Source organism: Borrelia sp. MN22-0132 (assembly GCF_049201035.1).
Classification (GTDB): Bacteria; Spirochaetota; Spirochaetia; order Borreliales; family Borreliaceae; genus Borrelia; species Borrelia puertoricensis.
In genome coordinates this window covers 828682-849648 of record NZ_CP138334.1, presented here as the reverse complement: position 1 = coordinate 849648, position 20967 = coordinate 828682, and the positions used below count along the sequence as shown (strand labels likewise).

General features: G+C 29.9%; 19 protein-coding genes. 3 read left to right on the top strand and 16 right to left on the bottom strand.

The features are described 5' to 3' along the window. Positions 1 to 2 precede the first annotated feature (2 nt). Both R5397_RS03995 and R5397_RS03990 read right to left on the bottom strand, forming a co-directional pair. Complete coding sequence (locus R5397_RS03995; protein ID WP_421622981.1) at positions 3 to 1286, bottom strand: hypothetical protein; 1284 nt, start codon at positions 1284 to 1286, stop codon at positions 3 to 5. After that, positions 1279 to 1596: a hypothetical protein gene (locus R5397_RS03990; protein WP_247065224.1), complete on the bottom strand. Its 318-nt coding sequence runs from the start codon at positions 1594 to 1596 to the stop codon at positions 1279 to 1281. The genes R5397_RS03995 and R5397_RS03990 overlap by 8 nt, the downstream gene beginning before the upstream one ends. A 203-nt stretch (positions 1597 to 1799) precedes the next feature. On the opposite strand from R5397_RS03990, the gene R5397_RS03985 reads away from it, so the two are divergent. The 3 genes from R5397_RS03985 to R5397_RS03975 all read left to right on the top strand — a co-directional run bounded on the left by R5397_RS03985 (position 1800) and on the right by R5397_RS03975 (position 5194). Continuing rightward, positions 1800 to 3068 carry a cysteine desulfurase gene (locus tag R5397_RS03985; protein ID WP_421622980.1) on the top strand — a complete coding sequence of 423 codons (1269 nt, stop codon included), beginning with the start codon at positions 1800 to 1802 and terminating at the stop codon, positions 3066 to 3068. A 170-nt stretch (positions 3069 to 3238) separates the two neighbouring features. After that, positions 3239 to 3649: an iron-sulfur cluster assembly scaffold protein gene (locus R5397_RS03980; RefSeq protein WP_247065228.1), complete on the top strand. Its 411-nt coding sequence runs from the start codon at positions 3239 to 3241 to the stop codon at positions 3647 to 3649. 15 nt (positions 3650 to 3664) lie between these two features. Next, positions 3665 to 5194 (top strand): YifB family Mg chelatase-like AAA ATPase, encoded by a 1530-nt coding sequence (locus R5397_RS03975; protein ID WP_421622979.1) that lies wholly within the window; start codon positions 3665 to 3667, stop codon positions 5192 to 5194. A gap of 22 nt (positions 5195 to 5216) precedes the next feature. On the opposite strand, the gene R5397_RS03970 is transcribed toward R5397_RS03975, so the two are convergent. The 14 genes from R5397_RS03970 to murI all read right to left on the bottom strand — a co-directional run bounded on the left by R5397_RS03970 (position 5217) and on the right by murI (position 20837). After that, positions 5217 to 6167: an L-lactate dehydrogenase gene (locus R5397_RS03970; protein ID WP_421622978.1), complete on the bottom strand. Its 951-nt coding sequence runs from the start codon at positions 6165 to 6167 to the stop codon at positions 5217 to 5219. Between the two features lie 174 nt (positions 6168 to 6341). Then, positions 6342 to 8147, bottom strand: coding sequence for a translation elongation factor 4 (gene lepA, locus R5397_RS03965; protein ID WP_421622977.1), 1806 nt, complete (start codon positions 8145 to 8147; stop codon positions 6342 to 6344). A 40-nt stretch (positions 8148 to 8187) separates the two neighbouring features. After that, positions 8188 to 9165: a hypothetical protein gene (locus R5397_RS03960; RefSeq protein WP_421623067.1), complete on the bottom strand. Its 978-nt coding sequence runs from the start codon at positions 9163 to 9165 to the stop codon at positions 8188 to 8190. A gap of 63 nt (positions 9166 to 9228) precedes the next feature. Further along, on the bottom strand, positions 9229 to 9663 hold the full coding sequence (locus tag R5397_RS03955; protein WP_247065237.1) for a V-type ATP synthase subunit K: 435 nt from the start codon (positions 9661 to 9663) through the stop codon (positions 9229 to 9231). Between the two features lie 21 nt (positions 9664 to 9684). After that, positions 9685 to 11505: a V-type ATP synthase subunit I gene (locus R5397_RS03950; RefSeq protein ID WP_421622976.1), complete on the bottom strand. Its 1821-nt coding sequence runs from the start codon at positions 11503 to 11505 to the stop codon at positions 9685 to 9687. 10 nt (positions 11506 to 11515) lie between these two features. Further along, entirely contained in the window at positions 11516 to 12112 is a 597-nt protein-coding gene (locus tag R5397_RS03945) for a V-type ATP synthase subunit D (RefSeq protein WP_421622975.1), read from the bottom strand. Continuing rightward, positions 12094 to 13416 carry a V-type ATP synthase subunit B gene (locus R5397_RS03940; RefSeq protein WP_247065243.1) on the bottom strand — a complete coding sequence of 441 codons (1323 nt, stop codon included), beginning with the start codon at positions 13414 to 13416 and terminating at the stop codon, positions 12094 to 12096. The genes R5397_RS03945 and R5397_RS03940 overlap by 19 nt, the downstream gene beginning before the upstream one ends. Then, complete coding sequence (locus tag R5397_RS03935; RefSeq protein ID WP_421622974.1) at positions 13417 to 15156, bottom strand: V-type ATP synthase subunit A; 1740 nt, start codon at positions 15154 to 15156, stop codon at positions 13417 to 13419. A gap of 11 nt (positions 15157 to 15167) precedes the next feature. Further along, the gene (locus R5397_RS03930) at positions 15168 to 15713 is read right to left on the bottom strand and encodes a DUF2764 family protein (RefSeq protein WP_247065247.1); all 546 of its coding nucleotides are present in this window, start codon (positions 15711 to 15713) and stop codon (positions 15168 to 15170) included. Between the two features lie 10 nt (positions 15714 to 15723). Continuing rightward, positions 15724 to 16320: a V-type ATP synthase subunit E gene (locus R5397_RS03925; RefSeq protein ID WP_421622973.1), complete on the bottom strand. Its 597-nt coding sequence runs from the start codon at positions 16318 to 16320 to the stop codon at positions 15724 to 15726. A 110-nt stretch (positions 16321 to 16430) separates the two neighbouring features. Next, positions 16431 to 16826 (bottom strand): hypothetical protein, encoded by a 396-nt coding sequence (locus R5397_RS03920; protein WP_247065251.1) that lies wholly within the window; start codon positions 16824 to 16826, stop codon positions 16431 to 16433. Beyond that, the gene (locus tag R5397_RS03915) at positions 16827 to 19163 is read right to left on the bottom strand and encodes an endonuclease MutS2 (protein ID WP_421622972.1); all 2337 of its coding nucleotides are present in this window, start codon (positions 19161 to 19163) and stop codon (positions 16827 to 16829) included. Beyond that, a complete protein-coding gene (rsgA, locus tag R5397_RS03910) occupies positions 19135 to 20076 on the bottom strand; it encodes a ribosome small subunit-dependent GTPase A (protein WP_421622971.1) in 942 nt (313 codons plus the stop codon). The genes R5397_RS03915 and rsgA overlap by 29 nt, the downstream gene beginning before the upstream one ends. Continuing rightward, positions 20073 to 20837, bottom strand: coding sequence for a glutamate racemase (gene murI, locus R5397_RS03905; protein ID WP_421622970.1), 765 nt, complete (start codon positions 20835 to 20837; stop codon positions 20073 to 20075). The genes rsgA and murI overlap by 4 nt, the downstream gene beginning before the upstream one ends. Positions 20838 to 20967: the final 130 nt, after the last annotated feature.

The window sequence follows — 20967 nt, the reverse complement described above, 5'->3', positions numbered from 1 at the left end:
TACTATCTTACAAATACATTCACAATCTTAATAGAGGACAACTCTTCTTTAATATTTGGATAAATCTCTTTTGGGAAAATCGTCTTTAACGAAAAACTTTGCCTAGAGTAAGGCTTAAGAAAAGAATTGGCTTCAGAAATTAACTTTCGCTGCAGCGATCTAATAATCTGACTATCCTTAGAAACATAAGTCATTTCAATTTCCAAACCTTTAATATTATCTTTTGAACCATTGTAAACCTCTATTAAAGAATTAGCCTCATAAATTCCAAAAGATTCATTAAAATAACTCCCAAGATATTTAAAATTTAATATTGAAGAACTTGTTTCTAAATTAACACTAGACAAATTATCAACTTCACTAAAAAATTCAACTAAACGTATATCAAGAACCATTTTTTTAGGATGTCCATTAATCTCTTTGGAAATATTGTATATAAAATCAATTGGTGCATATACACCTTTACTCCATTTATTAGGAAAATCACTTGTTTTTTCAAAAACCTTATTTAAAATAGGCCTTCCTAAATCATCATAAACAGTAACACCATAATAAATCCTTTTAATAGGCTCTTTATCTGAAACAACCCCTGCTCTTAGCTGATAAGCATGTGCATCTCCAAAAACTAACACCTTAGCATCTTCAACTTCAACATGATATAAAACATAAGGACCTGCAGCAAGATTAACAGATTCAACCACTAAATCAGATGCCCTTGTAACTGAAGGTAACCCTTGAAACGTGGTCCTATTAACATCTTTTACTTCATCAAACTCTTCATAGCCATTAATAAAGGGATGCATTATTGTATATGTAATAAATGCAATAATAGCTATTAATACAAAACTTAACAATAATATTAGCACTCGATGTTTTAATCTCTCAGCTTCATCATACTCTTTTAAGTTAATCCCACTCACTATTCCAAATTCTCGAGCCTGTAAACTTATATGAATCAATTTTTTATTTACATTTTTACCATCTATTCTTCTTACAAGTCTCTTATAAAAATTAAAAAATGAAGCAAAAATAGATTTATTATGAAGAGAATACAAATATATAGTCTCAAGTTCTCTTAAAGAATCACTCAGTTCCCCCATTTCTTCTAATCGCTGAGCTCTATCATATATCTTAGAAAAACGCATTTCAATATTTTCAATATCAGCATCAGAGATATCTGCTCGTTCAATAATATCTTTTATACCGTTTTCTTTTAAAATCTTATTTTTATATTTAGCCAGTTTAGATAAATAAATCTTAATTCTTTCTTCAGAAGTCTTACTCATTATCTTCTAATTCATCAACTTTTTTTAAGAGCCAATAAGCAATATTTTTAGCAGTATCTTTTGTAATAGAAATTCCAACAAAAGAATTTATTAAAATTATCTTCTCTTTAGAACTCTTAAACTCTCCAGAAATCTCTTCCAAAGCACCCTCTTTAGTCTTAGTATAAACAATTTCTTCAGGAATTTCTGTGGATTCAAAGACAAGATCACAAAAAATCTCTCCAGTATTAGTTACACTGCCATAAATATTATTAATAGGTACTAATTTATAATCCTCTGCTTTTTCAAATCTGTAAATTATTTCTTTCATAAAACGAATTATAACATAAACGTATATTTAATATAAAAGCTTAAAATTAAACATAATGATAAAATATAGACATCAGAACACAAACTGACTTAACAAAAAAATATAAGAAATTTTATATGTCAAAATAAAATTTATAAAATAAAAAATAATGGTATAATTTTTAAAATAAAAATTCTTACATAAAAATAAAGAGTACTAAACAAATGGATCTTAACCTTGTAAAAAACACAAATGAAAAAGTCAAAATCCTAAGGAAAGACTTCCCTATTCTAAATAAAACTATTAATGACAAAAAAATCATTTATTTTGACAATGCCGCAACTTCTCAAAAACCACAAAGTGTGATTTCATCTATAGTTGAATACTACACAAATTATAATGCAAATGTGTACAGAAGCGGACATGAACTTGCAATACAATCCAGCTTAAAAGTAGAAAAAATAAGAAAAATTGTTAAAAAATTTATCAATGCAGAGTCTTATAAAAACATAATATTTAATTCTGGCACTACAGATGGAATAAACACAGTAGTAAATTCATTAATCTTTTCAAAACTTTTAAAAAAAAATGACGAAATCATCACAACAATGCTCGAACACAATAGTAATTTGCTTCCTTGGATAAATATTGCCAAATTTTTAAAATTAAAAATTAAACTTGCAAAATTTAATGAAATGGGAATAATTCAACCATCACAAATAAAAAACTTAATTACAGATAAAACAAGAATTATTGCTATATCTAGCATAAACAATATATTAGGAACTATACAAGATTTAGAAACAATTGGAAAGCTTGCTAGAGATAATAAAATTATTTTATTCATAGATGCAGCTCAAATGGCGCCTCATATGAATATAGATGTAAAAAAAATAGACTGTGATTTTTTAGTATTCTCAGGACACAAAATGCTTGCTCCAACAGGCATTGGGGTCTTATATATATCAGACAAAATTATAGATAAACTCAATAGTTCCAAATTAGGAGGTAACACCATAGAAAATATTTTCATAAAAAATGGAGAGCTTAACTTTAAAACTCTTGAATCTCCAAATAAATTTGAATCGGGCACACCAAACATTGCAGGAATCATTGGTCTTGGCAAAGCAATAGAATATATTAATAACGTCTCAATGGAATTTATTCAAGAACATGATAGAGCACTAATTGAATATTGTGTTACAAAATTAAAAGAAATTGATGAAGTTGAATTCATTCTCAATAAAGATATCAAACGGAAATCAATAATATCATTTACAGTAAAAAATATTCACTCACATGACATCGAGACATATCTTGATACAATGGGAATTGCAATTAGATCTGGGAAAACTTGCGCTTACCTTGCATTTCTTTCAGAAAATATCAAAAAAGACCATCTACTAAGAATAAGCTTTTATTTATACAATACAAAAGAAGAAATTGATACTTTCATATCCTATTTAAAGAAAACAATAAAAGCATTTTATTAAATTTATCTTTAAAAAAGCTCACAAAAGTTATTAATTAACTTACATAAAGATTACAATACTCAATAATATCAAAGATAATGTGTATAAAATCTAGTCATTACATAAAACTTAAATTAAATCAATATAAAATTATTATTGATTTAATCAAGCAAACCTCTTAAAATTGAAACATGTTTTCAGAAGAAACAAAAAAAGAACTAATAAGATTTAGCAAAATAAAAAAGTATTATTTTAAAACAGATAAAAATCAAAGTTCAGTATATCACCAATCTAAGTGCGGCGACCAAATAACTTTTAAAACCAATGAAAACAACGAAAAAATTAGATTAAAATACAACGCATATGGATGCATAATTTTTCTCTCAAGTGCTTATACTTTAACTAAGCTATGTGATAACAAACCTAAAAAAGAAATACTAGAAATAATAACAAAAACAATCAATAAAGATTTTGAAAATTTAGAAGAAATTGATAAAAGCCTTAAAAATTTTGAAAATTTCTTATATACAAATAGAAAAGATTGCTTCATGCTACCATACAAAGCTCTAAAAGAGATCTTAAATACCACATATAACTTTTAATTTAAGGAGAATTATATGAAAATATACTCTCACTCATCAATAGGATATGAAGGAGAACTCATTGAAATTGAAGTAGATATTAGAAAAGGAATATCAGGAATTGATATTGTTGGACTAGCTGGAAGTGAAATCAAAGAATCAAGAGAAAGGGTAAAATCCGCTATCAAAAATTCAGAATTTACCTTTCCAAAAGACAGGATATTAATCAATCTAGCACCAGCCGGTATCAAAAAAATCGGTACAGCAATTGATCTTTCAATCGCAACAAGCATTATAGCTATAAAAGAAAATCAAAACAATAACTTAGAAGTTTTAATACTAGGTGAATTACAATTAGACGGACAAATACGAGCAATTAAAGGGGTATTGCCTGCCATTTCACTTGCAAAAAAAAGAGGCATCAAATGTATAATCATACCTTTCGACAATTTAGAAGAATCTCTTTTAATAGAAAATCTAAACATCTGGGGAGTAAAAACTTTAAAAGAAACCCTAGAAATAATAAGTAATCTTAACAATAATATATTTCCAGCAAAACCAACAATTAACTTTAAAACAGAATACAATGAAGAAAAATTTGAATACGATTTTAAAAATATCAAAGGACAACATAGAACCAAAAGAGCACTCGAAATTGCAGTCGCTGGAGGTCATCACATCATGATATTTGGGCCTCCTGGAAGTGGAAAAACTCTCAGCATAAAATGTGTACAGTCAATCTTACCTCCACTTACAAATAAAGAAATCATTGAAACAAATAGAATCTGGTCAGTCGCGGGTAAATTAATAGATACAAAAATCATAAGACAAAGACCATTTAGACAACCACATCAAACTGCAAGTAAAGAAGGAATAATTGGTGGAGGCTCTAATGCACTTCCTGGTGAAGTATCACTTGCTCACAATGGAATTTTATTCTTAGATGAAGCTTTGGAATTCCAAAAATCAATACTACAATCACTCCGCGAACCAATAGAAGATAAGATGATATCAATAGTAAGAGCAAGTTCAAAATCATTCAAATATCCTGCAAATTTTCAGTTAATGATTGCTACAAACCCCTGTCCTTGTGGCAACCTTGGAAAAAATGATACAGAATGTTTTTGTTCACAACAAGAGGTTTCAAACTACTGGAAAAAACTTGGAGCAGCAATGCTTGACAGAATTGATATTAGAGTACCAGTTAAACCAGTAGACAATACAAAATTATTCCAAGAAGATAATGAAAACTCGAGTGAAATAAGACAGAGAATAATAAAGGCAAGGAACATACAAAGTAAAAGATACGCAAATACTGAAAATATTCACAAGAATTCTGATCTTAAACCAGAACATATTGCTATATTTTGTGAATTAGATAAAATACTAAGAGAAGAAATGATTTATATGTTAAATAAACTTAATATATCATCAAGAGCAACTCATTCAATCTTAAAAATAGCAAGAACAATTGCGGATTTAAAAGAAGAAAACCATATCTCCAGAGAATCATTATTAGAAGCAATTGAACATAGAAAACATGGAGAAAGATTACTAGAAGAGTAAAAAAGCCCCAATTGGGGCGAAATTAAAACTCTATTTTATCAATATAACTTTTCAGTTGAGTAGCAGAAATTTTAAATTTTTCAAGTTCTCTATCACTTATTTTAAAATCAAGAACCTCTTTTACACCATCTTTACAAACAACAGAAGGTGCTCCAATATAAATATCCTTAACAAAATTACCATACTGCCCATTAATATATGAAGATATCGGCAAAATAAGGTTTTGGTCACTAATTATTGCATTGACAATTCTTTTAATACCAAGTCCAATAGCATAATAAGTTGCACCTTTAAGTTTAATCACCTCATAAGCAGCATTAACAACATTCTTGTGCATCTCATCAAGTTCTTCATCACTTATTTTTCCTTCAGCAAGATATTCTGATAAAGACTTCATAGCTATTTTAGTCTCATCCCAAGTAGCAAAAGAACTATCTCCATGCTCACCCATAATATATGAATGTATATTTTGAGTATTAACATTAAAACGCTCAGCTAAAAAATATCTAAGTCTTGAAGTATCAAGCGTTGTCCCTGTACCAATAACCTTATGAGTTGGAAAATTGGAATATTTCATTGTCACATAGGTCATAATATCAACAGGATTACTTGCAATTACAAAAATACCACTAAATCCACTTGAAACAACACTTGTTACAATTTCTTTAAAGATTTTAGTATTTTTATCAACCAAGTCAAGTCTTGTCTCACCTGGTTTTTGATTAAGACCTGCTGTAATTACAACAATATCAGCATCAGAACAATCATCATAATTGCCAAATTCTATTTTAATATTTTTTTCTAAGAACATCTGACCATGGTTTAAATCCATGACTTCACCCTTAGCCTTGTCTTGAGCTAAATCAATAATTACAAGCTCATGAACAAGTGAGTTATCTATTGTCAAAGCATAAGCAAAGCTTGAGCCAACACCACCAGCTCCAACAAGAACAACCTTATTACGTTTAAGCATAAACTATCTCCATATAAAATTATTTTATTGGTATAAAATAATTTTATAACAGTTTAAAACAATTTAACAATATTTTACAAAAATGAAATATCTTATAACTTGGTTATAAATAATTGTACCAATCATCAACAATTAATATCGCTGCAATAAAAATTTAACTGTTTAAGCATAAAATTAATTATCATCTGATTTAAGAATAGCAAGAAATGCACTTTGTGGTATCTCAATATTCCCTATCATCTTCAGTCGCTTCTTCCCCTCTTTTTGCTTTTCTAAAAGCTTTCTTTTTCGAGTAATATCACCCCCATAACATTTAGCAGTAACATCTTTCCTAACAGGTGAAATTGTTTCACGCGCAATAATGTTTGAACCAATAGCTCCTTGAATCGCTATTTTAAATTGTTGTCTTGCAATCTCGTTTTTTAATTTTTTACAAATACTTAAAGCCTTTGTTCTAGCACCATCCTTAAAGATTAACTGAGATAATGCATCAACTCTATCACCATTAACTAAAATATCCAACTTAACTAAATCTGTTTCCTCATATCCTAATAGTACATAGTCAAAAGAAGCGTATCCACGACTTACAGATTTAACCTTATCATAAAAATCAAAAAGTATCTCAGCAAGTGGCATCTTATAAATAACTTCAACACGTTTTGTATCAAGATAAATCAAATTTTCTTGCACACCTCTTTTAAGCAAACAAACACTCATAACATTCCCCAAAAATTCAGTGGGAACAATAATATTTGCTCTAATATAAGGCTCAAGAGCAACTTCAATGTTCTCATTTCCAGGAAATTGTTCAGGACCCTCAATAAAATAGGAATTCCCTTTTTTGGGAATAATTTTATAACGCACTGATGGTGATGTTAATATCACATTAAGATCAAATTCACGTTCAATTCTTTCCTGAATTACCTCTAAATGTAAAAGTCCCAAAAATCCACATTTAAATCCATGCCCAAGAGCAGCCGAGGCATCTTTTTCAAAAGTAAGTGACGCATCATTTAATTTAAGTCTATCCATTGCCTTCAAAAGATCATCATACTGATTAGCATCAACTGGATAAATAGAAGAAAACACAACGGGTTTAACTTCCTTAAACCCTTCAAGAGGCGCACTTGCTGGATTATCAACAAGAGTGATAGTGTCTCCTATCTTCACATCTGATATATTCTTTATTCCCGCAATAAAATAACCAACATCACCTGCTTCCAAAAGCTCTTTTCTTTCAAGAATTATTTTAAAAATTCCAATCTCTTCTACCAAATATTCCCTATCTGCATGCATCAGTTTAATTTTGTCGCCAGTTTTGATTTGTCCTTCAAAAATTCTAAAATGCACAATAACACCACGATAAGAATCATAATGTGAATCAAAAATTAAAGCTTTTAATGGACTCTTAACACTCCCTTTGGGAGACGGAACATATTTACAAATAGCCTCAAGCAACTCATCAATTCCTATTCCATTTTTAGCTGATATGGGAACAGCAATATTTGAATCTAATCCTAAATCATGTTCTATCTGCCCTTTTACAAAATCAATATCAGCACTTGGGAGATCTATTTTGTTAATAACAGGAATAACTTCAAGATTATGTTCAAATGCCATATAAAAGTTTGAAACAGTTTGAGCCTCTATTCCCTGACTAGCATCAACAAGTAAAAGTGCTCCTTCACAAGATGAAATTGCTCTTGAAACTTCATAAGAAAAATCAACATGCCCTGGAGTATCTACAAAATTAAGTTCATAAATATTGCCATCACTACACTTATAATCAATAGTAACTGCTTGACTCTTAATTGTAATACCCCGCTCTCTTTCAATATCCATACTATCAAGAATTTGACTTTTAAATTCACGATCTGAAACTATCTTGGCCTTTTGTATAAATCTATCTGCTAAAGTTGATTTACCATGATCAATATGTGCAATAATACAAAAATTTTTTTTATAAGAACTAATTGTCAAACCTCCCCTAAATTAAAATAAAATATTTAGGAATATTATACTAATACACACTTTTATTAAGCAAAAAATTCCTGATATGAATTTTCGATTTTAAAACATAAGGCGAAAATTTAGGAGCAAGATCAACAATCAACTTCCAAGTATCTATAGATCTTAACGTATGTTTATGATCATCATAACCATAAGTAGCATAAGCAATGGTATACACTATTTCCCAAAAATCTGTAGACTCAAAACTAGTTTTAACATCAGTATATTCATTTATTTTTTGAACAAAAGATCTTAAATTTTTAAACTCATAAAGCGGTTCATAATAACTAACACAGTCATACATTTTAGTCAAAATACCAATCGCAGCTACAAGTCCATGAGTAATTGCGAGTTCATAAGCACCAATCTTTAAATATACTTTTGATAATGACTGATGGGTATCGATAATATTGTATTTATTAAATCTATAAAGATTAAAAGTAAAATCTAAACCAGAAGTTCCCCTTACCTGTTTTAAATAAGAATGTAAATAAAACGATATATTAAATTTATTACCTGCAGTATTCTCATATTTTTGAACGAAGTAGTGATAATTATAATAATCATCACTACTTGAGAACTTACTTAAAATTTCATTCAAGTAATCAATCATATCAACATAATTATCTTCAATCTCAGCAATCTTTGCCAAAGCAAAAAGTATATTTTTTTCAAAAGATTTATCTAATAAATAATCTTTATCTTCCAAAGCCTTTTGAAGATGTAATTTTTCAAACACAACATTGCCAATCATGCTATAAGCAATGGATAAATAATAATTAGCTTCTGGATATATTCCTTTTCTAAGCAAAGCTTCCTGCAAATAACTAATTGCACTAGTAAGATTAGATTTAATAAATCCTTCCTTAGAATAAATAAATTGTCGTCCCTTTTCAAGTAAAATCCAATACGGAAATTCTTTCACACCTGATGAACTTAAATTGAAGACAAAACTGAAAATAAAAAGGAGCAAAAAAAGCCTTAGCATATCTATAAATATATTAAATTTTCTCACAAATTGCGAGAAAATTTAATGCCTAATCCTTCAAATTTAAACAAATTTAAATATCATCAAGAATACCATTACAAAAAGGGCAACAGATTCTATGAGACCTAAAACCAAAAGATTTGTCGCAAATCCCTTGCCAGTTTCAGAAAAAGCATCACAAGCACCTGCAGCCGTTCTACCCTGCGCAAAAGCAGAAATAGAAATTGCAAGACCACCACCAAAACCAGCTCCAAATAATAACCAAGGATCTGCCTGTGTCATTATCCCTGCTAAAGTATTCATCAATATATAACCATATATTATTTGTGTCAAAGGTGCTGATACAAAAACAATTAATAAGAAAGGAGCTGGCTTACCTTGCATATAACATCTTTTCCATGCCCCAATAGCAGCACTTCCGGCAGCTCCCATACCCAAAGCTGAACCTATTGCGGCTATTGCTAGAGCCGAATTAACTCCTATTAAACCTATATTCATAATTCCCTCCTTATCTAATCTTTAATTTTTAATTTTTCTAAAAGGCCTATAAGAATACCCATTCCATTCTTGCCCCAAATGGTTTGAAAATTCAAGCATATTAAGTCTTACCCCATGAACAACAACAGATAACAAAGATAACGTTATATTTAAAATATGTCCAAAAAGTATCACAATAATGCCACTTATTATAAGACCAATATTAGATGATTTTAATAAAGCTGCTGACATACTATTAAAACTATCAGAAATTGCAAGTCCCGCAAGTCCGACAGCAAAAAGTCTAATATAAGATATTATGTCTGCAAATCCTGAAACAGTAGCTAAAAATTGCTCTATTATGCCTCCAAAGCTCTTTAATACGCACATAAAGAAGTTTGAACCATCTTGTTTCTCAAAAATAAAAACAAGTATAACTCCACAATATATCATATTAAGAACAATGCTATGCATAGGAAACCTACCTTTGTCAAGTATTAAATTGAGAACAAGATAATAAAGCCCAGGCATTATAATAAGCCAACCAATTTGAGCAATTGAATGTATATGTGGTTTTTCCTTCACTTTTTGAATAAAATTCCACATATGAGCTAGTGATATTTGCAAAACACCTATTGTAAAACATATAAACATAATATTTTGAACACCATTTGTACCCGTCAAATACCCAAGTTTTAAAGACTTTAAAATAGGAAATAACTCAAGAATAAAAAGATTACTGCCAAACCAAGTACCAGTCATCGAACCATATATTATTGCTGATGTACTTAGATAAAATATTAAAGCATGAATAGATGTTAAAGGCTTACCTTTTATAAAATTGCCTAAACTAAGAAAAATACCTACTAGTAAGAATATTATTCCATAAGCCGCATCACCAATTATCATTCCAAAAAACATAAAGAAAAATAACATAAAAACACAACTAACATCTCTCTCTTTATAGCCAGGAATTGTATCTAAAACATCAAAAATAGGCTTAGCAAGCTTAGCAATTCCCCTTCTCTTTATATAAGTGGGAACAACATCATCATCCGGCTCTGCAAATTGTACCACAAATTTACCCTTAAGATTTTTAAGATCCTCCCGCTTATCTTCCGGAACGAATCCTGTAATATATACAAAATTATCATACACTACATCCATGTCAGCCATAACTTGCTCAAACTCAACAATTTGATCATACTCTTTTATTTCTTCTCTTAAAACATCCCTATATTTATTTAAAATTGATAATTGAGTTAACTTTTGATCTAAAATTTCATCAACAAATCTTAACTTATTCTCAATAAAATCAAGGTCAAACTCAAACTCATATTCATCAGCTGTATCTATTGTTTGTTTAGAATAATTAATAGTTACAAAATAGGCCATACCTTTATAATTATTAATAAGAGCAACTTTTGTTTCAGAGCATGCCAACAATTTTTTATATTCACCAATCCCAGACTTAAAAAATTGCACGTAAATATTACTTTCTCTCAATTTATTAACTAGTTCAAGAGAAAAATATCCCCAAAAAGATATAATATCTCTCTTATGAAGTAATGACTGCTGCATATCCCTTAAATCTTTAATTTCAGAACCTAAACTAATTATACTCTTTGCAACATCTAAAAAATTCTCATTTGAAGAGCTTAAAAGTTTTACTTCAGAATCATCCCCAAGTAAAGATAAAGCCTGAACCAAAATTCCCCTGTCTTCAATAACTTTCTCTAAAGATTCTGAAATTCTATTGCAAAAATTAATATGAACAACTCCCAGTTCTCTTAAAATTTCGAGTGACTCTCTTTTATATTTCAATAAAGTCAAAATCAAAACTTTGCTCATTTTTACAATCATAAACACATCCCTATCTATTTTTAATCAAGCTAGCTTTAGCCATTTTACCTCTTACAACAGCTGCTGTTTGCTGATCACCAAGATAAATATTAATCTTTTTTATATTAATTTTTGCAGCAGGTATCATCACTTTTTCAAATAAATTTACCCTTTGAGAAGTAGTATTAAGTTCGGATTCCAACAACCTAATCTGCTCATCTAAAACCTCAAGCTCTGCATTTATCTGAATCATACTCTTAATAACCTCTATTCCCCTATCTACCCAATAAGGAGTCAATAAAAGATTATACTTAATATCCTCATATTCAATAAAGTCAAATACAGGAATATTGATGCCTGCAATATTTGCAAAACTCCTTACTACCCTTTTAATTTGAATCCAATCTTGGAAAGTAAATTTTTCACCAAATAAAGAAATCCAAGATTTAATATCCCTCTTAAGCCTATCTTGCTCAAGCTTGCGAGTTCTTTTAAGAGCCTCAACTTTTCTAATTTCTAAATGAAGTTGTTGTTTCTTAAGCTGAAGAGTAGGCAAATATCTACTAAACATTTTAAGGCTATCTTTTTGTTTTTTAAGCTCATTTTTAGTTAATTTAACTTTAGGCATTGCCCATCCTTTTTTTGAGGCCAATATTTCTCTACAAGTTCTGTTCTAATTCCAGTTTCTTTAGGTTCAAAACAACTAAAGAGAATTTCCCACCCCAAATCCAAGGCCTCTTCCAAAGGAATATTAACAGATAAGTCCATCAACTTACTTTCAAACATACCACTGTACTTAATAAGCTTCTCATCCCACTCTGTCATATTAAATCCCATAGCTTTTTTCTCTATAGATTCCTTTGAAGATGCATAAAGCTTAATCATCGAATCCATAATCGTTCTATGATCATCTCTTGTATTCCCGTTAACCATTTGCTTAAGTCTTGAAAGAGAACCAAAAGGTTCGATTCTACCTCCCTTTAAATAATATTGCCCTTCAGTAATATAACCCGTATTATCAGGAACTGGATGGGTAATATCATCTCCAGGCATTGTAGTAACTGCAAGTATAGTAATTGAACCTGCCCCTTCAAAATCAATAGCTTTCTCATATCTATACGCAAGCTGAGAATACAAATCACCAGGATAACCTCTATTAGATGGAACTTGCTCCATAGTAATAGCAATTTCTTTCATAGCATCTGCAAAATTGGTCATATCAGTCAAAAGTACCAAAACCTTTTTCCCTTGCAAAGCAAATTTTTCGGCAACAGCAAGAGAAATATCAGGCACTGTTAAAGACTCAACAACAGGATCATTAGCTGTATTTACAAAAAAGATTGTCCTACTTAAAGCACCACCCTTTTCAAGAGAATCTTTAAACGTCAAATAATCATCATTCTTAAGTCCCATTCCCCCAAGAATAATTAAATCTACTTCCGCCTGAAGAGCTATTCTTACAAGAAGTTCATTATAAGGTTCACCGGATACAGAAAATATTGGTAATTTTTGAGACTCAACAAGAGTATTAAAAACATCTATCATTGGAATTCCTGTTCTGATCATGTTTCTTGGAACAATACGCTTTGCAGGATTAGCTGATGGCCCGCCAATTTCAATCAAATCATCCTCAAGACTCGGTCCTCCATCTTTTGGATTACCAGCTCCATCAAAGATTCTACCAAGCAAATTCTCAGAAAATGTCACTTGCATTGGATGACCTAAAAACTTAACCTCGTCTGCAGTTGAAATACCTATAGTTCCGTTATAAACCTGAAGAGAAACTTTATCTCTATCCAACTTAATAACTTCTGCTAAAGAACTTGCATCTTTTGACCTCACAATGGCAAGTTCTCCATATTTAACATTTTGTGCCATTACAGTTATTACATTCCCAACAATAGATTCTATCTTGCTATATACTCTCTTCATTTATGCACCTCGAAAATCCAACTTCTTAGAACGTACTAAATCCTTTAAAGTATTTTCTAACATATTAAACTTTTCTTCTTTAAAGGGAGTAAGATTCATATCCAAAATATTTTGCCTTAATTCATTTACAAAACTTTTTGCTTCCAATTTATTCTCAAATTTAAAATCCGATTGTAAAATATCGTAAAGTATATCAAACATATAATTTTGACGCTCAGGACTTACAGCAGTATCAACACTATCGAACGAATTTTGTTGCAAATAACATGCATCCAAAAGCTCAGATTTCAAATAAAATAAAAAGTCACCAATACTTATACCTTCCTCACCAACAACTTTCATCATCTGATTTATCTCATTCCCTTTTGTCAAAAAAGATCTCGCATATTCTGTCTTTTCAGATTCAACAACCCCTCTATACTTACTCCAAGACTCAAGAGGATTAATGGCTGGAAATTTTCTAGCATCTGACCTCTCTCTTGTAAGACCATGAAAAGCTCCTACAACCTTTAAAGTTGCCTGAGTTACCGGTTCTTCAAAATTACCTCCAGCAGGACTTACAGAACCACCCACAGTTACAGAACCAACACTACCATCATTTAAAACAACAACACCTGCCCTTTCATAAAATGATGCAATTACAGATTCAAGATAAGCAGGAAATGCCTCTTCACCTGGTATTTCCTCAAGACGTCCTGACATCTCTCTCATAGCCTGAGCCCATCTTGAAGTTGAATCTGCCAGTAAAAGTATATCAAGACCCATTTGCCTATAATATTCACCAATAGTAATAGCTGTATACACTGATGCTTCACGAGCAGCAACTGGCATAGAAGAGGTATTACAAATAATACATGTTCTCTCCATTAATGATTTACCTGTCCTTGGATCTATAAGCTCAGGAAATTCTTTAAGGGTTTCTACCACTTCACCTGCCCGCTCACCACAAGCAGCAATAATTACAACATCAACATCAGCATTACGACTTGTAACTTGTTGAAGAACTGTTTTTCCAGCACCAAAAGGCCCAGGAATACAAAATGTACCACCCTTTGCAACCGGGAAGAACGTATCTATTATTCTTGTTTGAGTTACCATAGGCTCACTAGGAATAAGTCTCTCTTTATAACTGGTAATTGGAACTTTAACAGGCCAATGAAATGACATAGTGATGATATGCCTACCCCCAGCATCATTTTCAATAACAGCAATTTTATCATCTACAGTATAATTGCCATCACTAACGATCTCAACAATTTTGTAAGAATCTTTCCTATAAAATGGAATCATAATTTTGTGCTTAATTGTACCTTCAACAACAAATCCAAGATAACTTCCTGCAACAACAATATCTCCAACCTTTGCAGTTGCATTAAAATTCCATTTCTTACTCCTATCAAGTGCACTCAAGTATAAACCTCTCTCCAAAAAAAAACCAAATTGAGCAGCAAGTTCTGACAATGGATTTTGAAGACCATCATACACCTGACTTAAAATACCAGGACCAAGTTCAACCGTTAAAAGCTTATCTGTAAACTCTATATCATCTCCAACGGCAATTCCCTTAGTCATTTCAAACACTTGAGCATCAACTTCACCATCTCTAATACGAATTACCTCAGCTTTTAAACTGCGTCCACCGGTTTTAATAAAAACAATCTCATTCATGGAAACTGTACCAACTATCTCAATAGTAACCAAATTTCCAATAACTCCCACTACTTTTCCTCTAGCTTCCATTCAAATTCCCTTTAAAAATTTTTACTCATTTGCATACTTAATTTTTGACAAATATCATCAAAATTCTTCTCGCCTATCTCTTCTATAAAGAGATTTCTTCTTGAAACTAACATTAACTTTAACAAATAAATTACTAATTTTTCAAAGTTAAAATCATTTCCCACTTCAAGTTCTGTTAGAAACTGCCATTTTAACATATCAAGTCCTAATTCTACCTCAAAAGGATTTTCTTTAAGACAAAGGGGTTTTAAAATTCCTAAATAATAACTAGAAAAATAAGGGGATTCTAAATACACATCCTTTGGAAATCCCAACTTCTCAGCTCTAATAGTTGCCAAAGTATATCTTATCATTTCTTCAAATTCAAGAAATTGATCAATTACCTTCAAATTTACCCTATCGAATTTAGATTCTGACAAACCCTTTAGACAAAGAAAATCTTCCCTGCTTAAAGCAATCTCAATATTATCAAAAAAACCTGATATATTTCCCCCCTTACCAATTTTTAAATCAAGATAAGGTAATGACGACATAACATAGTAATATGGACTTAACATACTACATCTCCTAAATCAACTTTATAACTTCTTTAAACCTTGGATTTAAATATTCAAAAAGAATATCAGCAACAGTGTCTGATGTAAAATCATAATACAAATTTCCATCTCTTTGTTGAATTTTAAAACCTTTACTTATGCCTTCAAAAGGTTTAATCTCAATTGAATCATCAAGTCTATTTCCTATCTTTGCTCTTAAAACAGATAATAAATTAGAAAAATCAGATCCATTAAGCATTATATCTATCTTATCGTTCTTACTCCAAATATCTACAACCTTAATAATAAGGTCCCTCAAAAAATTATCATCATACACTCTAGAAACAGAATCCTTTAAAGCAGTCTTAAAAAGAGATTTAATATTTTTTTCAGTACCAATAATCAAATCCCTAACTGCTTGACGAGATGCCTCAAGAGAATGCCTTTTATACTCATTAGTTTCCGCTTCAGCTTGTATTTTTAAGTCCTTAGCATCACTCTCAGCTTTTAAAACAATAGCCTCAGCATCTCTCTTTGCATTAAGAATAATCTCATTTGCTAATTTTTCAGCTTCCTCAAGTCCATCTTTTTTAATTTTATTTATCAGATCTTTAACTTCAAACTGCACTAGAACTCCTTAATATACAAAAAAATAACTCAAAATACTTAATAAACAAATCTTTCAATAAATAAGTATAACAATAAATTTTTAATCATTAAAAGCCAAATTACTGAAAATTATACATCACTAAAAAAATCTCCTATAATTTTATAAACATTCATATCATGAACTATAGAAAGTTTTTTTCCTGAAAATCTTTCCTTAAGCTTTTCACCAAAAACCTCAATACCCCTTTCTATAACTCTGTTACTAAATTCTACATCGACTATATCAAGAGTTATTATTTCAATAATAACTAAATACCCTCTTCCAAATTTAGAACCATATCCAAGGGTAAAAGAAGTAGTAACACGAAAAAGCCCATCCAAAAGTCCATTAGCTGCCGTCCCTCTAGAGAGCCTACTTGGATGCACTTTATAAGAATTACCAAATTCATCTTCAAGAACACAATCAACATCAAGACAAATCTTAAACAATGCATTCTCAAATTCCTCAAATCTTGATATACCCATTTAAAATTCTACTATTGTTTTTCCAACTCCTCCATCACTTGGATAAGCAAAATAATATTTTTTAACAAATTTCACATCTCTTAAGAATGCATGTATTCCTTCCATAAGAAGACCTTCTCCTTTGCCATGAATAATCTCAAATTTACAAACATTCCTCAGTAACATATTATCTATTTTCCTGTTTAAAAAGTCTATAGCCTCAACCACTCTCATTCCTCTAATATCAACAGTTAGACTCAATTCATCATCTTGACTCTCAAAAGAAAAACTAAAATTTTTATCACGATCATTTTTAGACTTCTTATTATCCAATATTTTCTCTAAATTCGAAGATGCAACCGTAATATTAAAAACACCAGTATTTACAATAAACCCTTTTTTAGTAACACCTATTATTTCCCCCGAAGCATTTGACCCAGAGACTCGGACCTTATCACCCACACTAAATTCAATCTTAGTGGCAATCTCTTGACTAAGCAATCTAATTTTAGCAGTTTTGGTAATTATATTATTTGTAATATTAGATATAAATTCCTTATTTTTAGTAGTACAAACACTGCCCTCTTTTATCTCTCTAACTAAATTTTCTAAAATTTTCCTTGAATTTTTTAAAAATTCTTTCTGCTCATTTATCAATCTCTCTTCAAAATCTATTTCTTTCAAGATAATATTATTCCGAATATTATTAATCTCTATTTCCTTAAGTTCAATAAGCTTAACTTTATCTTTTAATTCCTCTTCAAGTAAATGAATTTCCTGCTCCTTTTTTGTAAGTCTTTCCAATATTTCATTAACTTCCGTTTTATTAGATGAATGAATCTCTTTCGCTCTAAGTACTATATTAGAATCAATAGAAGACTTACTTGCAACACTAAAAGCAAAGCTTTCACCTGGAACAGAAAATATTAAATTATAATTAGGTTCCATTTTGTTTAAATCCATCTGCATAGAAGCATTAACAACAAATTCATGGGTATATGCAAAATATTTAAGAACATTGTAATGAGTCGAGATAATAACACAAGAATTAATATTAATTAAATGCTCAAGAACAGCTACAGCTAATGCTTGTCCTTGTTCAATATCAGTACCTGAACAAAATTCATCAAATATTAACAGGCTATCTCTTGTTGCACACTTTAAAATATAAGCAATATTATTCATATGACTTGAAAAAGTTGAGAGTGAATTTGCAATTGATTGATCATCACCAATATCAACTAAAATATTATCAAAAATCTTAAAAGTACTAGACTCATCAACTGGAACAGGAATTCCAAATTGGAACATAGCGCCCAAGAGAGCAACTGTTTTCAAAGTTGCCGTTTTACCACCAGCATTAGGACCTGTAATAACTACAACTTTATTATTTAAAGGACAAAAATTTATAGATTTTGCATGCTGTATTAAAGGATGACGGGCATTGATAATATTAATATTACTATCAAATTTAGGAAATACTCCCTGATTTTTTATTCCATAAATTGCTCTGGCCTTTAGAGAATCATAATATAAAAATTTATTATAAAGGGCTTTCAAAAGAACAATATGTTTGCGAATCTCATCTGAGAGTTCTTGCAGAATTTTTAAAACTATACGCTTTTTTTCAAAACTTAAAAACCCTAATCTATTATTTTCACTAACTATATCATTTGGTTCAATATAAAATGTTTCACCAGATGATGAAATAGATATGATATTACCCTTGATTTTATTTTTAAAACTAGATTTAAGTGCAATAGTATATTTGCCTGATTTATAATAAATAAGCGTAGAGGTTAAATATTGCGAATTTAAGCTTATTATCTGCTTGAGATGTTTTTCAATTTTTTTATCTAAATTTCTAATTTCAAAATCAATCTCATCATAATTTTTGACAACACCCCGTTTTATTTTAAGTTCATCAATATCAATATACTTACATAAAATCTCTAATAAATGCTTTAAACTTGGATCTACAAATAATAATTCTCTCAAAATTTCAACTTCATTTTGAATCTTAAACTCATTTTTATCTAAAAAAAGCATTATTCTTAAAACTTCTCTTAGAAAAAAAATAATATTCTTAATCTCCTCAAGAGAAATTCTTGAGTTCTCTTTAAGAAGTAAAACAATAGAACCACTTATACTCTCAAGACAAGAATTTGGATATTCGTCATAAACTTCAATAAGATTTTTGATAAGTTTAACAAAAAAACATACTCGACTAACTTCTTCCTCGGTTTTCAATATTTGTTGCTCACCTAGAAGGTTAACCGTATCTGAAATAGCTACGTAAGAAGCAACTGAAGCTAATATTTGATAAAAATCAATTTTTTCCAAATATTTCTCTTGCATAACTCTTATATCTCTTAAGCTCATTTACAATTTTTAAATAACTATTGTATCTAACTTCTGAAATTTTAAATCCAATTTGATTCATTATAAAACAATTTGGCTCATTTGCATGCAAACAAGAATTAAATCTACAAAAATTATTCAAATCTTTAAATTCTCTAAAATAATATCTAAGCTTAAGGGGTTCTAAGCTTTCAATTCCAAATTCCTTTATTCCAGGAGTATCAATTACCACTCCATTATCAGAATGAAAAGCCATAGCATAAACTGTAGTATGTCTGCCTCGTGCATATTTATAAGATATTTCATTTATAGCCTGCGCTGCATTTAAATCCACCTCATTTATAAGTGAAGATTTTCCAACTCCAGACTGCCCAACAAAAGAAGTTCTCGAATTCTTAATAATTTCCTTTATTTCTTCAATTCCCTGCAAAGTGATAGCAGAAGTTTTAATAACCCTATAACCTAAATTTTCATAAATTTTAATTAGAGTCTCAACTTTAGTGTTTATACCCTCATCAACCTTATTTATCAAAATAATAGGAGTAATCCCTTGTTCCTCAGCAACTACTAATACTCTATCTATAAATGAATTTTTAATCTCAGGAAGACTAGCAGAACTAACAATTAAAACATTATCTATATTTGAAACAATAACTTGCCTAAGAGCAGCCTTCTTATTATAACGCCAAATGACACTTTTTCGTTTAAGTCTCTCTTTAATATATACCTTGCACTCATCATAAATATCTCCACAAACAAAATCTCCAGGAATTAAAGGACTATATTCTTTATCCTGGATATTTAAAATCTTCCCCTTAATAACTCCTTCATAAATTTTATTGGTATTAACATTAACAATAGAATAAATATTATTCACACCCCAGAGAACTTCAAATCTAAGGTCATTCAATTGATTATTCCTTTAAAATGCAAACCATATTTTTTACAAAAATTCTTATAGAAATACAAATTTTCATCTTGTGTTAAATAAAAATAACGTGTAAAACAATCATCACAACTCTCAATGTTCTTTAATTCTTTAACAAGCTCATTAGTTACAAGTTCACGATTCTCATAAACAGGAATTCCTAAAAAATTTTCAATCATGTCTTTAATGTGCAAATAATGTGTACATCCTAAAAAAACCATATCTCGCCTACTAGCTTTAACCTCTAATTTTAAGAAATTTAAATATTTAAGTGCATCTTCCTTAAATCTATCTCCATATTCTACAAAATTCACAAGATCACTTGCAGGTTTTAAAACTAAATCCCAATGACAATCTTTTTCTCTTTGAATAAATTTACTATTAATGGTAGCATGTGTCGCAATTAAAATAACCCTCTTATATGCAAGCTCTTCTACTAAACCAACTGAAGGCAAAGTATATATTACAGGAAAACTAAAATTTAACTTGTCATATACACTAACAGAAGCTGTATTACAAGCAATAACAATTGCAGCAACATTATACATTTGTTCCAATTTCAAAACTAGTTTCAAAATCTCTTTTAAAAGAAAGTCTGAACTCTTCTCACCATAAGGAAAGTTCTTGTTATCTGCAATATAGACATAATTTCTCTTAACAAGCCTTTTGCTTATATACTCAAAATAAGAAAGTCCACCAATACCCGAATCAAAAATAACTATAACATTCTTTAAATTGCTCATAAGCCTTACTTAAATCTAAGTATAAAAATTAATTTATTCTCTTTCAATGACAATTGATAATATTTACAACCTAACAAACTTTCAAACTATCATAGTTTAAATTATAATTATTATTAATACCAAATCATAG

Bases quoted from the DNA above. Each gene is read 5' to 3' on its own strand.
- R5397_RS03995 (WP_421622981.1), bottom strand. From the start codon at position 1,286: ATGAGTAAGACTTCTGAAGAAAGAATTAAGATTTATTTATCTAAACTG.
- R5397_RS03990 (WP_247065224.1), bottom strand. From the start codon at position 1,596: ATGAAAGAAATAATTTACAGATTTGAAAAAGCAGAGGATTATAAATTA.
- R5397_RS03985 (WP_421622980.1), top strand. From the start codon at position 1,800: ATGGATCTTAACCTTGTAAAAAACACAAATGAAAAAGTCAAAATCCTA.
- R5397_RS03980 (WP_247065228.1), top strand. From the start codon at position 3,239: ATGTTTTCAGAAGAAACAAAAAAAGAACTAATAAGATTTAGCAAAATA.
- R5397_RS03975 (WP_421622979.1), top strand. From the start codon at position 3,665: ATGAAAATATACTCTCACTCATCAATAGGATATGAAGGAGAACTCATT.
- R5397_RS03970 (WP_421622978.1), bottom strand. From the start codon at position 6,167: ATGCTTAAACGTAATAAGGTTGTTCTTGTTGGAGCTGGTGGTGTTGGC.
- R5397_RS03960 (WP_421623067.1), bottom strand. From the start codon at position 9,165: ATGCTAAGGCTTTTTTTGCTCCTTTTTATTTTCAGTTTTGTCTTCAAT.
- R5397_RS03955 (WP_247065237.1), bottom strand. From the start codon at position 9,663: ATGAATATAGGTTTAATAGGAGTTAATTCGGCTCTAGCAATAGCCGCA.
- R5397_RS03950 (WP_421622976.1), bottom strand. From the start codon at position 11,505: ATGATTGTAAAAATGAGCAAAGTTTTGATTTTGACTTTATTGAAATAT.
- R5397_RS03945 (WP_421622975.1), bottom strand. From the start codon at position 12,112: ATGCCTAAAGTTAAATTAACTAAAAATGAGCTTAAAAAACAAAAAGAT.
- R5397_RS03940 (WP_247065243.1), bottom strand. From the start codon at position 13,416: ATGAAGAGAGTATATAGCAAGATAGAATCTATTGTTGGGAATGTAATA.
- R5397_RS03935 (WP_421622974.1), bottom strand. From the start codon at position 15,156: ATGGAAGCTAGAGGAAAAGTAGTGGGAGTTATTGGAAATTTGGTTACT.
- R5397_RS03930 (WP_247065247.1), bottom strand. From the start codon at position 15,713: ATGTTAAGTCCATATTACTATGTTATGTCGTCATTACCTTATCTTGAT.
- R5397_RS03920 (WP_247065251.1), bottom strand. From the start codon at position 16,826: ATGGGTATATCAAGATTTGAGGAATTTGAGAATGCATTGTTTAAGATT.
- R5397_RS03915 (WP_421622972.1), bottom strand. From the start codon at position 19,163: ATGCAAGAGAAATATTTGGAAAAAATTGATTTTTATCAAATATTAGCT.
- murI (WP_421622970.1), bottom strand. From the start codon at position 20,837: ATGAGCAATTTAAAGAATGTTATAGTTATTTTTGATTCGGGTATTGGT.